Origin of the sequence: Endozoicomonas sp., from assembly GCF_031844845.1 — a bacterium.
Taxonomy (GTDB): Bacteria; Pseudomonadota; Gammaproteobacteria; order Pseudomonadales; family Endozoicomonadaceae; genus Endozoicomonas.
The window spans coordinates 1-13,301 of record NZ_JAVRMB020000373.1; the positions used below are offsets into that span (position 1 = coordinate 1).

Below are 13,301 nucleotides of genomic sequence, written 5' to 3' on the forward strand. Positions count from 1 at the left end.
TTAAAGAAATGGTACTGATCAGTGTTCAGGGTCATGTAGCCCAGTTCGGGGTTTGCAGATACGCTCCCGATAACACTGCTTAAGATGGCTGTGCTTATCAGTTTTTTTAACATGGTTCTGATCTTTTCCAGTTAGCTCAAATGTGGGAAACCTTAGTTCTAACTATTTATCGGTTCGACCATGGGCAACTGTAGAATCAATTTTTTTTTTGAAAAATGGAGATGAAAATAAGAGCAAAGATGGGAAGCGGAGAGTACGAAAAGATAAAGGGAAGTGAGCGAAGCAGCATGAAGCTGCTTCGCGGAAGGCTTAACCTTCTTTTTCAATCTTCTTGGTAATGAAGTACTGCTGGATAATGGACAACGTATTGTTGGTTACCCAGTACAGTACCAGACCTGAAGGGAAGAACAGGAAGAAGAAGGTGAAGATCACCGGCATCAACTTCATGACTTTTGCCTGTACAGGATCCGGCGGTGTCGGGTTCAGCGTTTGCTGAATAAACATCGACGCGCCCATAATCAGCGGCAGGATAAAGTAGGGATCCATCTGGGAAAGATCGTGAATCCAGCCCAGCCAGGGAGCCTGACGCAGCTCTACGGATTCCAGTAACGTCCAGTACAGAGCAATGAACACCGGCATCTGGACAACAATCGGCAGACAGCCACCCATTGGGTTGACCTTCTCCTTCTTGTACAGCTCCATCATGGACTGAGACATTTTCTGACGATCATCGCCGAACTGCTCTTTCATCTCCGCAAGCCTGGGACCCAGTTTGCGCATTTTCGCCATGGAACGGAAACTGGTGGCATTCAACGGATAGAATATCCCTTTGACCATGATGGTCAGAAGGATGATGGACCACCCCCAGTTACCAACCAGCGAATGAATCCACGTAAGCAGTGCAAACAGAGGCTGGGCAAGGAACCAGAGCATGCCATAGTCAACCGTCAGCTCCAGTCCATCAGACAGGGCTTGCAGTTTTTCCTGATTCTTGGGACCGACGTAAAGGGTAGCGCCAGTTTCAATGGTCTCACCAGGCTGAGCAACCATGGCATCATCGTAGAAGCCGACAAAGTTGTAACCATCCTTATTCTGCTTGGTGTAGTACTGATGGGCTTTTTGCTCGTCAGGAATCCACGCACTGACAAAGTAGTGCTGCAGCATGGCGGCATAACCACCCTGTACACGCTCTGCAAACGGCTTATCCGAGAAATCATCAAAAGGCAGTTTGGTATAAGGCTCATCGTTAGAGCGAACCGCAGCACCCAGATAGGTATTCATGGGGGCTTTGGAATTCAGTTGACTCGGGTCTTCTGAATTATCGCGCTTCAGCTGAGCATAGAACTGATCCCGCCAGACCTTGTCACTGTTATTAACAATGGTGTAATTCACAGAAACGTCGTATTGATCGCGGTAAAAAGTGTAGCTTTTGGTGACGTCGATTCCATCTTCATTCTTATGGAGATCAACCGTCAGCTTATTTTCACCATCCTCAAGGGTGTAACTGGCTTGCTTTACGCGGTAGACGCTACGGAGGTTATTGGCATCAGGTCCATCCGTTTTACCCAGGGCGCTCTGGGCGGTGAAGACACAAGTGGCGTCACTCTGACAGTCCGGACTGTTAACCAGAAGCTGAAAAGGAACCGCCTGCTCACCCTCTTCAGGCAACCAGCTGGGGTATTGCGGTAAGGATAAACTGATAATATCGCCGCCTGCCGGATCAATCAGTGCCTCTATCGTATTGGTTTTAACACTGATTAATTGAGCCGAAGGCTTTGCCGCACCATCATCTATGACGGGGGCAGTGCTGCCATCACGGCCATCATGAAGAGACGGCATATCTGAACCAGCAACACTGCTGGAAACGGATTGAACGACGGATGTCGACTTGGTCGTACCGGGGTAGTCTTCATTCCATTGCTGTAGTGTTAAAATACCAACTACTGCAATGGCTCCGATCAGGAGTGTTCTTTGGAAATCCATGAGTTCCGGGCCACACATTCAGATGAATGAATATGATTGTCTGATTGTGTCCGATGTTCACCAGAATCTTTTTCCGGCACCGGGTCAAATCCTCCTGGATGCCAGGGGTGGCACCTCAGTAGTCGGAGCAAGGTAAACTTGCTACCGGTCAGAAAACCATGACGATTTAAGGCTTCCAGGCCGTAGGCAGAGCAAGAGGGATAAAAGCGACACCGGCTGGGCATGAGAGGACTCAATGCATAGCGATATATCTTGATCAACCCGACCATCAACGCTCGGGGGATACTTGCTAGTCTGGCCATATCAATGCCTTCAGTCTGTCGGACCCTTTTGCCTGATAAAAGCCTTTTGCCTGATAAAAGCCTTTAGACAAATAAAAGCCCTTAGCCAAATAAAAGCCCTTAGCCAAATAAAAAGGCGCTCAAAGAGTCTGTCTATTACGGAAGCTTTCTGAGCCTGGTTGAGCTGAACAGGAAAATAACAAGGAACTTCCTGTTTCATTTATCTGGTATTTTCGTTCAGGTTGGATATCAGGGATGGCCAAAAGTTATGCTGACGCTTCCCTTTCGTGCCGCCTTCGTTTCAACCTTTGCCACTGCTTGTTGAGTAGCTGGTTCAGTTCACTGTCATCCAGATCACTGAAACCTTTCCGAACCAAAACAACAATATCCAGATGACCGATTTCATCCTGTTGCAGACGAAAGGTTTCCCGGATATGGCGTTTGGCCCGGTTTCGGCCAACGGCTGTACGAATATTTTTTTTGGCAACCACCAACCCCAGTCTTGCACGGCCAAGCTCATTCGTCTTTGCCAGTATAAGAAGTTGTCTGCTGGAAACCTTGATATCCGTTGTATCAAATACCTGTTTGAAATCAGCCGAGGAGCGCAGCCGTGATTCACCGCTAAAAGATAAGCTCACACTGATACTCTCTTTAGGCCCCAGGCGTTCTTTTAGCCACGGGCGTCAGGCTGACAGACTCTTGCGTCCCTTGGCTCGACGACGGTTGATTATCGCACGTCCGCCTTTAGTAGCCATGCGTGCACGGAAGCCGTGGTTGCGCTTGCGCTTCAGATTGCTTGGCTGGAAAGTTCTTTTCATCGTGGTTACTCGTCTTAATGGACTTACAAAAGACGGGCATTCTAAGTAATTGAAGGGGTAGCGTCAATTTGGATTTGTCAAGAAGCACCGTATTGCCCCTGTTATTTCCACTACTCTGATTTCGCTCTTTATATATAAGAAGAAAAACCCCTGTGAGGAATCAGGGAGCGAGCCTCTCAATATATATAAATAAAAGGTTTATCTCTTATGTGATGTTTTATTATTATTGTTGTTATTATTAAGGACCGCTTTTTCTGTGGATAACTGTGTTTTCCCCAGATACTGCCTGCCTTCCTGCGTGTGTACTTCGCTGTAGAAATCCCGTCATTATGTTGTTATTTTGATCTTGATCAGCTGTGGATAAATGGGCTGCTTATCCACAGGCGAATTGATACTCATTTTACCCACAGGAAAATCATAAGGCTTATTGCCATTCATTAACTGATATACCCACAGGTGATTATGAGTAAATATTTACCTCCTGTTTATTTATATATTGGCTTAACTTACTGAAAAATATACAGAAATTAACAGCTTGTGGATTATGCCGGGTTGGCGGGAGGTGTGGATAACTTTTATCAAAAAGGATACAATTCTCTTTTTATCTATCCATCCTTACTTTGTACCTGAAGATCTTCAGCAGGCTGTCTGACCGGCTTCAGTGATATCCGTATCAGATCTGTTTCAGGAGAGTGCCTGTGCCCCTTGCGCTATGGCAAAAATGTATTGACCTATTACAGGATGAACTGTCTTCACAGCAGTTCAATACCTGGATTCGCCCTCTGAAAGTGATGGGGGATGAGCACGACCTGTGTCTGCTGGCGCCCAACCGGTTTGTTGCCGATTGGGTAAAAGAGAAGTTTTTGCCTCGAATTGAAGAAATTCTGGATGAGCTATCGGATGGGGATTCACCGGCTGTTGCCCTGGCAGTGTCCAATCGTCGCCCGCCATCACTGAGTAAGCGTTCTTTACGGCCGAGGGACGTTCAAACAGTCCCGGTTTCTGGCAAGCCCATTGAAAACCCTCTGAAACAGGCAGCGGTTGAGCGCTCAGTGGTGACTCATGAGCTGGTCTCGTCTTTGCCGGTTGCGAAGGACAGTACCCCCGAGCCAGAACCGGTTCCTGCTCCTGCTCCTGCTCCTGCTCCTGCTCCTGCTTACAGGGGTAGAGCTTCTGATGACGAGTCGCCGCAGATCAAGGTTAACCCTTTAAAAGAAATGGCCAGTGATGTCTCTGAAGAGCCGGTAACGCCGGTAAGACAGGTTCAGGTTGAAGGCTCCATCAAGCATCACAGTTCTTTGAATAACGGTTTTACCTTTGAAACCTTTGTTGAAGGTAAGTCTAACCAACTGGCTCTGGCTGCCTCCCGGCAAATAGCAGAAAATCCAGGGTCTTCTTACAACCCACTGTTTTTATATGGCGGCGTTGGCCTGGGTAAAACGCACTTGATGCATGCCGTCGGCAACGCACTGGTTAAACATAATCGTAATGCCAGAGTCGTCTATCTTCACTCTGAGCGCTTTGTTGCGGATATGGTGAAGGCCCTGCAACTGAACGCTATTAATGACTTCAAAAAGTATTATCGTTCTGTTGATGCGCTACTGATTGATGATATCCAGTTCTTCGCTGGTAAAGAGCGCTCTCAGGAAGAGTTTTTCCATACCTTCAATGCGCTGCTTGAAGGCGGGCAGCAGATGATTCTGACCTGTGACCGCTATCCAAAAGAGATCAGTGGTGTTGAGGAACGTTTGAAATCCCGGTTTGGCTGGGGCTTAACCGTAGCCGTTGAACCGCCTGAGCTGGAAACCCGGGTTGCCATTTTGATGAAGAAAGCTGAACAGCATAAAGTTGAGCTTCCTCATGAGTCGGCTTTCTTTATCGCGCAAAGAATTCGTTCGAATGTCCGTGAGCTGGAAGGGGCTCTGAAACGCGTTATTGCCAGTGCTCACTTTATGGGCAGACCGATCGATATTGACCTGATCAGAGAGTCCCTGAAAGACCTGTTGGCTTTGCAGGATAAACAGGTCAGTATAGATAATATTCAAAGAACGGTCGCTGAATACTTCAAGATAAAGATGACAGATATTTTATCCAAGCGTCGTAGTCGTTCGGTGGCAAGGCCAAGGCAAATCGCCATGGCACTTTCTAAAGAGCTGACCAGCCATAGCTTACCTGAAATTGGTGATGCCTATGGTGGACGCGATCACACCACAGTGCTGCATGCCTGCAGGAAGGTGAAACAGCTGATTGAGGAGGATAACGAGATAAAAAGTGATTACAAAAATCTGTTGCGCTCTCTAACCAGTTAACACCTTCTATTTACCTATTTATCAGAAAGGCTGAGCCTTTCAGTTAGCCAAGAGAAAGGAAAGCGATGAAATTTACCATTAATCGTGAAACATTGCTTAAGCCACTGCAACTGGTTGCCGGTGTGGTTGAGCGCAGACAGACGCTGCCGGTATTGTCCAATGTGTTGATGGTCGTCGAGGGAGATCAACTTTCTTTAACCGGTACGGACCTGGAAGTTGAACTGGTGGGGCGTGTTGCCCTTGACGATGTTGTAGAGGCAGGAGAGATTACGGTTCCAGCCAGAAAGCTGATGGATATCTGCAAGTCATTGCCAGAAAATACCATGATTGAAATCCGTCAGGATGATCAGAGGGTAAAACTGAAGGCTGGCAGATCACGATTTACGCTGTCTACCCTGCCAGCTAATGAGTTCCCCAGCATAGAAGAAGAAGTTGGCTCTGTCTCTTTCACTATTGGCCAGTCCAGACTCCGTAGACTGATCGATCGTACAGGATTTGCCATGGCTCAGCAGGATGTCCGTTACTACTTGAACGGCATGTTGCTTGAAATTAGCCAGAACTGCCTCCGTGCCGTTGCTACCGACGGGCATCGTCTTGCCATGTGCAGTGTTGATGCGGATATTAATCAGCAGGAAAAGCATCAGGTGATCGTCCCTCGTAAAGGGATTCTGGAAATGGCGCGGCTACTCACTGAAGGTGATGAGAGTGTTCATATCACCTTGGGTGCGAACCATATCCGAGCTAAAACCGGTGATTTTACGTTCACCTCCAAGCTGGTGGACGGTAAGTTCCCTGATTATGATCGGGTGGTTCCCAAAGGCGGAACAAAAATCATTATCGGAGACCGGCAGGAGCTTCGTCAGGCTTTTCAGAGAGCCTCTATTCTTTCCAATGAAAAGTATCGTGGTATTCGCATGATTCTTTCCGATGGGCAGTTGAAAGTTATTGCCAATAACCCTGAGCAGGAAGAGGCTGAGGAAGAGTTAAACCTGGCCTACCATGGCGACGCAATGGAAATCGGCTTTAACGTCAGCTATTTGCTGGATGTGCTTTCCGTACTTTCCGGAGAGTCCATTAAAATGACGCTTGCAGACCCCAACAGCAGTGCGCTGCTGGAAGAGTCTGAGGCCGGTGACTCTACCTATGTTGTTATGCCCATGAGGCTGTAACAGCCTGTAGGGCAGTCAGTGACTGGTATTCTTTCCCGGTCACTGACTGCCCTGAATCCGACTCATTCCCGAGTTTCATCAACAGGCTCGGAAATAAACAAAATATGATCCAGCTGCTCACTATTACTGATATTAGAAATCTCGCTTCTCTCACGCTGAAACCTTCTCCCTCTGTAAACATACTCTATGGGCTCAATGGCAGTGGCAAAACCAGTGTACTTGAGGCTATACATATTCTTGGTATTGCCCGGTCATTTCGAACATCCCGAATCAAACCGGTCATCAATCGGAAATCTGAGGCCTGCACTGTCTTTGGCCGTTTAGGGTTGGGGTCAGGTTCTATTCCTATTGGTGTCTCCCGCAACCACAGAGAGGAATCTCTGCAGATCAGGGTGTCGGGTGAAAACCTGAAATCAACATCCGAGCTGGCGAAGCTGTTACCTTTACAAGTGATTAATCCCGATACCCTTCGCCTGTTGGAAGGCTCTCCAAAATTGAGAAGAAATTTTATCGATTGGGGTGTGTTTCACGTGAAACATCAGGATTTTTTCCCTTTATGGAAACGGATGCAGAAGGCGTTGAAACAGCGGAACAGTCTGCTCCGACATGGTAGAATAAACGGTTCTGAGTTGAATTCATGGAATCTGGAGTTTGAGAAAGCAGCCAATGCTATCGATAAGCTGCGAAGTGATTATATCCAGAGACTGACCCCGGTCTTTAATCAGGTTTTATCCGCGTTGGTAGATCTTGAGGATCTGTCTATTCAATACTATCGGGGCTGGGACAAAGATCGGGCGTTAAATGAGGTACTCAGCAGCGGATTAAACAGGGATATACAGTCAGGCTATACTCATGCAGGGCCGCAAAGAGCGGACTTGAGAATACGGGTAGGGAAAGGCAGCGCTGTTGATATTCTTTCCCGGGGCCAATTAAAACTGGTGGTCTGTGCCCTGAAACTGGCGCAGGGGTTTCTCTATAAAGAGTTGCAAAACAAGCAGTGTATATTCCTGGTCGATGACCTGCCATCAGAACTGGATATCCCGAATCGAAAAAAACTTTGTGGATTGTTTGAAAAAATGAACTGCCAGACCTTCATCACCTGTGTTGAGAAGGAGGCATTGGAAAATTGCTGGTTGCCTGAAACAGAAGTAAAAATGTTTCACGTGAAACACGGGCAAGTGGAATTGGATGAAAACCCTGGTCAGCAACGTATTCGCCAGGCTGAATCTTTGGAGATAGAGCATGAGTGAACAGAACTACGACGCATCCAATATCAAGGTCCTAAAGGGCTTGGATGCCGTCCGCAAACGCCCGGGGATGTACATCGGTGACACTGATGATGGTTCCGGTCTGCACCATATGGTGTTTGAGGTGGTTGATAACTCCATTGATGAAGCACTGGCGGGGCACTGCAATAAGATCTCCGTTATTATCCATCCGGATGAATCCATTACGGTAAAAGATAATGGCCGTGGTATCCCGGTGGATATTCATGAGGAAGAGGGCATATCCGCCGCTGAAGTTATCATGACTATTCTGCATGCCGGGGGTAAGTTTGATGACAATACCTACAAAGTCTCCGGTGGTCTCCACGGGGTAGGGGTGTCGGTGGTGAATGCGTTGTCCAGTCAGCTGAAGCTAACCATTCGCCGCCATGGACAGGTGCATCAGCAGATTTATCAGCAGGGTATTCCGCAAGAACCGATGAAGGTGATTGGTGAGACTGACTCTTCGGGAACCGAACTTCACTTTATACCCTCACCAGAAACCTTTACCAATATTCAGTTCAGCTACGATATTCTGGCGAAAAGGCTTCGTGAACTCTCCTTCCTCAACTCGGGTGTCTATATTCAACTCACCGATGAACGCACTGGCAAACAGGATGACTTTCGTTACGAAGGCGGTCTGAGGGCATTTGTTGAGTACCTGAACCAAAACAAATCCACCGTCAATAAAGTCTTTCATTTTGATATGACCCGTGAAGACGGGATCGGCGTAGAAGTGGCCATGCAGTGGAATGACAGCTTCCAGGAAGGCGTTTTTTGCTTTACCAATAACATTCCCCAGCGAGATGGCGGCACGCACCTGGCCGGTTTTCGAGGGGCTCTGACACGAAGTCTGAACACGTATATTGAGCGTGAAGGCTTTCAGAAAACTGCCAAAGTAGCCACTTCTGGCGATGATGCCCGTGAAGGGTTGACGGCGATTATTTCCGTAAAAGTACCGGATCCAAAATTCTCCTCCCAGACCAAAGACAAGCTGGTCTCTTCTGAAGTAAAGGCCGCGGTTGAGCAGGAGGTAGGCAAGTACCTTGGGGATTATCTGGTTGAGAATCCAGGGGAAGCCAGGGCCATTGTCGGCAAAATGCTGGATGCCGCCAGAGCGCGGGAAGCGGCCCGTAAAGCCCGGGATATGACCCGTCGTAAAGGGGCTCTGGATATCGCCGGACTGCCCGGCAAACTGGCGGACTGTCAGGAGAAAGACCCGGCACTTTCAGAACTCTACATAGTGGAGGGTGACTCTGCGGGTGGTTCAGCCAAGCAGGGACGTAACCGGAAAACCCAGGCCATTCTACCGTTGAAAGGTAAAATCCTGAACGTGGAAAAAGCCCGCTTTGACAAGATGCTCTCCTCCCAGGAAGTGGGCACACTGATCAAGGCCCTGGGTTGTGGTATTGGTCGCACGGAATTCAATATCGAAAAACTCCGTTATCACAACATCATCATCATGACCGATGCGGATGTGGATGGTTCGCATATTCGGACCTTGCTGCTGACCTTCTTCTTCCGGCAAATGCCTGAACTGTTTGAGCGTGGCTACATCTATATTGCTCAGCCACCGCTGTATAAAGTCAAGCGTGGCAAGCAGGAGCAATACCTGAAGGATGACGCGGCACTGGATGGTTACCTGACCCAGTCTGCGCTGGAAAATGCCAGCTTGCATGTGAATGCCGGTGCGCCAGGTATTGCCGATCAGCGACTTGAAGGGTTGGTTAATGAGTTCCGGGAGGTTCATAAGGTTGCGGATAAACTGTCCCGTATTTACCCGGTAACCGTGCTGCGTGAAATGATCTATATGCCGGCGGTGTCGGCGGATAGCCTGTCTGATAAGTCGGCAATGGAAGCATGGGTCGCTCAACTGAGTCAGCGTATTGAGAACCTGAAAGCTGCGGGCAGTATCATGACGTTCTCAGTGGAAGAAGATAAAGAACTGAATGCCTGGTTACCGAAGGTGACGATTATCGCCCATGGTGTCGACAGTGAGTACCGGTGGAGTGTGGACTTCTTCTCAGGGATAAACTACGGCAAGATCGTTAGCCTTGGTCAGAAGTTACAGGGTTTAATTGAAGAGGGTGCCTTTGTTCAGAAAGGTGAGCGTAAACGGGACGTCACTTCGTTTGAAGAGGCGCTTGAGTGGTTAATGACAGAATCAACCAAGCGTCATTACATCCAGCGCTACAAGGGACTGGGCGAGATGAATCCGGAACAGCTCTGGGAAACCACCATGGACCCTGACGCACGCCGGATGCTCAAAGTCACCATTGACGATGCCATTGCGGCAGACCAGATTTTCAATACCCTGATGGGGGATCATGTTGAACCCCGAAGGGAGTTTATTGAAAAAAATGCGCTTTATGTCAACAACCTTGATATTTAACAGACGTTAAAAGAGCCGGCTTTATAGCCGGCCTTTTTTATTGATTTTAAAGAGGTACTGCTCCATGTCTTCAGAATTCAAAGCCATCATTCGTCAGGAGTTAGAAGAAGCGGTTACGGTGCTGAATCGCTTTCTTGATGACAGTACAAATATTGAATCCATTGATAACGCTGCACGACTTTTATCGGATACTTTCAAGGCCGATGGGAAAGTACTTTCCTGCGGCAATGGCGGATCGCATTGTGATGCCATGCACTTTGCAGAAGAACTGACCGGACGCTTTCGTGAAAATCGTCCGGGTTATGCCGCTATCGCTATATCAGATCCAAGTCATATGTCGTGTGTATCAAATGACTTTGGTTATGAATATGTCTTCTCACGTTATGTAGAAGCGGTTGGCAGGGAAGGGGATGTGCTGCTTGGTATAAGCACCAGTGGTAACTCTGGAAATATTATCAAGGCTGTAGAGGCTGCCAGGGCAAAAGGCATGAAAGTGATTCTGCTCTCTGGCAAGGATGGTGGCAAGATGGCAGGAACGGCGGATGTTGAAATTCGTGTCTCTCATTTTGGTTACGCTGACCGAATTCAGGAAATCCACATCAAGGCAATCCATATTATGATTCAGTTGATTGAAAAGTATATGGTTGTGTAATCTGGAATTGATGTTGAAGTAGGGCTTGTGAGCTCAGGGGATTTATTTATTCTGGAAAAGGGAACTTTTTGTTATACATCGAGTCTATAGAAGCAGTTTTTATACTTTCAGGTTTTTCAGGTATGGAGTTGGGACAAAAGCAACGGGGAGATGTAACTACTTTCTCAGGTGGTGTTTATCAGACTCAGTCTACCCAGTCTACTCAGGAATGTTTTTATGGTAGGAGTGTGAGTACTTCATCAGGTTGTAATTCCGCTGTACCAACGTCAGAAATTAAAGAGCAGGATGGTGGAAATAAAGGCTCTCCTGCTAATCTGAACCAGATAACGCCATCAACAGAATCACAGATATTATACGAAAGAATAGTATTACTAACGGGGAAAACAAAATATAGATGTAAGATCTGTGAGAGGGAGGTTTATCCTTTAAGCAGGATGAAAGCACACATTACTTGTCACTCTGATAGACTATTTGTTTGCGACAAGCCTGATTGTACTGGGATTAAGAGCTATAAATCAGAGAAAGATTTGAAGCACCACGAAAGAAGGATGCATTCAAATAAAAGAATATATCAATGTGATTTGTGTGACTACTCCGGAAATACGCTTAGTAATTTAAAGCAACATATGTTTTCTGATAAGCACATTGATAGGAATAAGGCTCAAATGTCATCCATTCAAGAAGAGCCGCTGGATTTAAGCATCTCTGTTGAAAAATGAAAGGTTATATGTACTCTACCCATTCATGGATACTGAAGCTATAAACGACATAATCCGTTATCTCAAAGAATAGACTGGTGATAATAGAATTAATAAAGAGTTCAATTAATTTGTCTTATGTTATCGGTAATCCAGTTTCTAGCTGCATTATTTGCCTCTGCAACGGTTAATTGCTCTGTTTCAATAACCGGTCCAATTTCTACCTGTATGGTTCCCGATTTTTTCAACCACCCTTTATTTGGCCAGTAGCTACCAGCGTTATGGGCAATCGGCAGAATACCGACACCTGCCGCCTTTGCCAGACCGGCAGCACCTCTTGAGAATTTCCCGGGTTCTCCCGGTGCAATCCGGGTTCCTTCCGGGAAAATCAGTACCCAGACACCATGCGCAAGAGCAGCCTTCCCCTGGTCTCTGATCTGATGAAGAGACTGGCGGACATCTTTACGGTTGATGGCGATGGGCTTTATTTTGGAGAAGGCCCAGCCATAAAAAGGAATTTTCAATAGCTCCTGTTTGATAACCTGAGTCTGTGGGGTGAGCAGAGTCTGAAGGAAAAAAGTTTCCCAGGTACTTTGATGATTACAGATAACCACACAGGGCTTGTCCGGAATATTTTCCCTGCCTTTGACTTCCCAGCGAACGCCGCAAATTAAACGACAAAGGTTTATTGCTACAATAGCCCAGGTTTTGACAAAGATGGGGTGACGGAATTTAAAGGGAAATGGGTGGATAAACAGGATCATCAACAATGACCAGAAAATTGTCCAGACGGCAAACGACAAATAAAAGACAGTGGTTCTTATTATTGAAATGATGGTGGTAATTACCGGCAAGATTGCAGACCCGACAACGGACGACATTAAAATCCCTCTGAAAGCATGGCTTCTACGAAGCTGAACAGATTATTATAAACAGGCACATCTCTGGTACCCGATAGTTCTTCAGGATGCTCAATAAGCTTAGCTTGAGTTTTTAGACCCTTGCCTGTCAAGACCAGTGCTACTTTGCAGCCACTGTCCTGTCCAGCCTGCAAGTCCCTGAGTGAGTCACCAATAACCCAGGTGTCACCACGAACAGCATCAACGTCAGTGAATATCTGATCAATAAGACCGGTCTTTGGTTTACGGCACTGGCAGTCATCATCCGGACCATGGGGACAATAATAGATACCGCTGATGTCACCACCCTGTTCTCTAACAAGTGTCGTTAACTTATCATGCATGGCATCCAGCTCAGTTATTCCAAAATAACCACGGGCAAGGCCAGATTGATTAGTGGCGATGGCAATCTTATAACCCACTTGGGAAAGTTTTGCTATTGCCTCTATACTGCCCGGAATAGGAATCCATTCATCAGCAGACCTTATGTAGTGGTCTGAATCCTCATTGATGACACCATCTCTGTCCAGAATTACCAGTTTTGTCATAATGGTTGATACGGCTCTCAAAAACTCAACAGTTAAAATATGTGGCTGGAGCAGCACCTTAAGGAAAGCTGCAATTAAGAATATACCACCGTCATCCTCGCGAAGGAGGGTGTCGCAAAAGGGCAAAACACCCCCCGACCGTTATCGTCGCGAAGGCGGTTGTCGCAAAACCCTCCTCGCTCCCACGCTCTGCGTGGTAGCGCCAGGACCCAACCACAGACACGATTCCTGTGGTTGGCTATGCATTCCCACGCAGAGCGTGGGAACGAGGTTCCTGGTGGGTTTTG

The 13,301-nt window shown here is 47.2% G+C and carries 12 protein-coding genes; 6 read left to right on the forward strand and 6 right to left on the reverse strand.

Annotation, left to right across the window (positions count from 1 at the left end; genetic code table 11):
• Window positions 1–309 precede the first annotated feature (309 nt).
• The 4 genes from yidC to rpmH all read right to left on the reverse strand — a co-directional run bounded on the left by yidC (window position 310) and on the right by rpmH (window position 3,082).
• On the reverse strand, window positions 310–1,983 hold the full coding sequence (gene yidC, locus RM811_RS20715) for a membrane protein insertase YidC (RefSeq protein WP_402527833.1): 1,674 nt from the start codon (window positions 1,981–1,983) through the stop codon (window positions 310–312).
• Window positions 1,959–2,285 carry a membrane protein insertion efficiency factor YidD gene (gene yidD / locus RM811_RS20720; protein ID WP_402527834.1) on the reverse strand — a complete coding sequence of 109 codons (327 nt, stop codon included), beginning with the start codon at window positions 2,283–2,285 and terminating at the stop codon, window positions 1,959–1,961. The genes yidC and yidD overlap by 25 nt, the downstream gene beginning before the upstream one ends.
• A gap of 245 nt (window positions 2,286–2,530) precedes the next feature.
• A complete protein-coding gene (rnpA, locus tag RM811_RS20725; RefSeq protein WP_402527835.1) occupies window positions 2,531–2,902 on the reverse strand; it encodes a ribonuclease P protein component in 372 nt (123 codons plus the stop codon).
• A 45-nt stretch (window positions 2,903–2,947) separates the two neighbouring features.
• Window positions 2,948–3,082: a 50S ribosomal protein L34 gene (gene rpmH, locus RM811_RS20730; protein WP_402527836.1), complete on the reverse strand. Its 135-nt coding sequence runs from the start codon at window positions 3,080–3,082 to the stop codon at window positions 2,948–2,950.
• Between the two features lie 698 nt (window positions 3,083–3,780).
• On the opposite strand from rpmH, the gene dnaA reads away from it, so the two are divergent.
• From dnaA to RM811_RS20760, 6 genes are all read left to right on the forward strand, one after another.
• Window positions 3,781–5,391, forward strand: coding sequence for a chromosomal replication initiator protein DnaA (dnaA, locus tag RM811_RS20735; protein WP_402527838.1), 1,611 nt, complete (start codon window positions 3,781–3,783; stop codon window positions 5,389–5,391).
• A gap of 65 nt (window positions 5,392–5,456) precedes the next feature.
• Window positions 5,457–6,560 carry a DNA polymerase III subunit beta gene (gene dnaN / locus RM811_RS20740; protein WP_402527840.1) on the forward strand — a complete coding sequence of 368 codons (1,104 nt, stop codon included), beginning with the start codon at window positions 5,457–5,459 and terminating at the stop codon, window positions 6,558–6,560.
• A gap of 104 nt (window positions 6,561–6,664) precedes the next feature.
• Window positions 6,665–7,810 carry a DNA replication/repair protein RecF gene (gene recF, locus RM811_RS20745; RefSeq protein WP_402527842.1) on the forward strand — a complete coding sequence of 382 codons (1,146 nt, stop codon included), beginning with the start codon at window positions 6,665–6,667 and terminating at the stop codon, window positions 7,808–7,810.
• Window positions 7,803–10,217, forward strand: a complete 2,415-nt coding sequence (gene gyrB, locus RM811_RS20750) for a DNA topoisomerase (ATP-hydrolyzing) subunit B (protein ID WP_402527844.1) — start codon at window positions 7,803–7,805, stop codon at window positions 10,215–10,217. The genes recF and gyrB overlap by 8 nt, the downstream gene beginning before the upstream one ends.
• A gap of 64 nt (window positions 10,218–10,281) precedes the next feature.
• Window positions 10,282–10,869, forward strand: coding sequence for a D-sedoheptulose 7-phosphate isomerase (gene lpcA / locus RM811_RS20755; protein ID WP_402527846.1), 588 nt, complete (start codon window positions 10,282–10,284; stop codon window positions 10,867–10,869).
• 68 nt (window positions 10,870–10,937) lie between these two features.
• On the forward strand, window positions 10,938–11,588 hold the full coding sequence (locus RM811_RS20760; protein WP_402527849.1) for a C2H2-type zinc finger protein: 651 nt from the start codon (window positions 10,938–10,940) through the stop codon (window positions 11,586–11,588).
• A 101-nt stretch (window positions 11,589–11,689) separates the two neighbouring features.
• Here the strand turns inward: RM811_RS20760 and RM811_RS20765 are convergent, their stop codons facing one another.
• Together RM811_RS20765 and gmhB are read right to left on the reverse strand one after the other, a co-directional pair.
• On the reverse strand, window positions 11,690–12,448 hold the full coding sequence (locus RM811_RS20765; RefSeq protein WP_402527851.1) for a lysophospholipid acyltransferase family protein: 759 nt from the start codon (window positions 12,446–12,448) through the stop codon (window positions 11,690–11,692).
• Window positions 12,448–13,014 (reverse strand): D-glycero-beta-D-manno-heptose 1,7-bisphosphate 7-phosphatase, encoded by a 567-nt coding sequence (gene gmhB / locus RM811_RS20770; RefSeq protein WP_402527853.1) that lies wholly within the window; start codon window positions 13,012–13,014, stop codon window positions 12,448–12,450. The genes RM811_RS20765 and gmhB overlap by 1 nt, the downstream gene beginning before the upstream one ends.
• Window positions 13,015–13,301: the final 287 nt, after the last annotated feature.

Excerpts from the sequence above, each read along its gene's own strand:
- recF (WP_402527842.1), top strand. The coding sequence starts at position 6,665 with ATGATCCAGCTGCTCACTATTACTGATATTAGAAATCTCGCTTCTCTC.
- RM811_RS20765 (WP_402527851.1), bottom strand. The coding sequence starts at position 12,448 with ATGTCGTCCGTTGTCGGGTCTGCAATCTTGCCGGTAATTACCACCATC.
- lpcA (WP_402527846.1), top strand. The coding sequence starts at position 10,282 with ATGTCTTCAGAATTCAAAGCCATCATTCGTCAGGAGTTAGAAGAAGCG.
- rpmH (WP_402527836.1), bottom strand. The coding sequence starts at position 3,082 with ATGAAAAGAACTTTCCAGCCAAGCAATCTGAAGCGCAAGCGCAACCAC.
- dnaN (WP_402527840.1), top strand. The coding sequence starts at position 5,457 with ATGAAATTTACCATTAATCGTGAAACATTGCTTAAGCCACTGCAACTG.
- yidD (WP_402527834.1), bottom strand. The coding sequence starts at position 2,285 with ATGGCCAGACTAGCAAGTATCCCCCGAGCGTTGATGGTCGGGTTGATC.
- gmhB (WP_402527853.1), bottom strand. The coding sequence starts at position 13,014 with ATGACAAAACTGGTAATTCTGGACAGAGATGGTGTCATCAATGAGGAT.
- yidC (WP_402527833.1), bottom strand. The coding sequence starts at position 1,983 with ATGGATTTCCAAAGAACACTCCTGATCGGAGCCATTGCAGTAGTTGGT.
- gyrB (WP_402527844.1), top strand. The coding sequence starts at position 7,803 with ATGAGTGAACAGAACTACGACGCATCCAATATCAAGGTCCTAAAGGGC.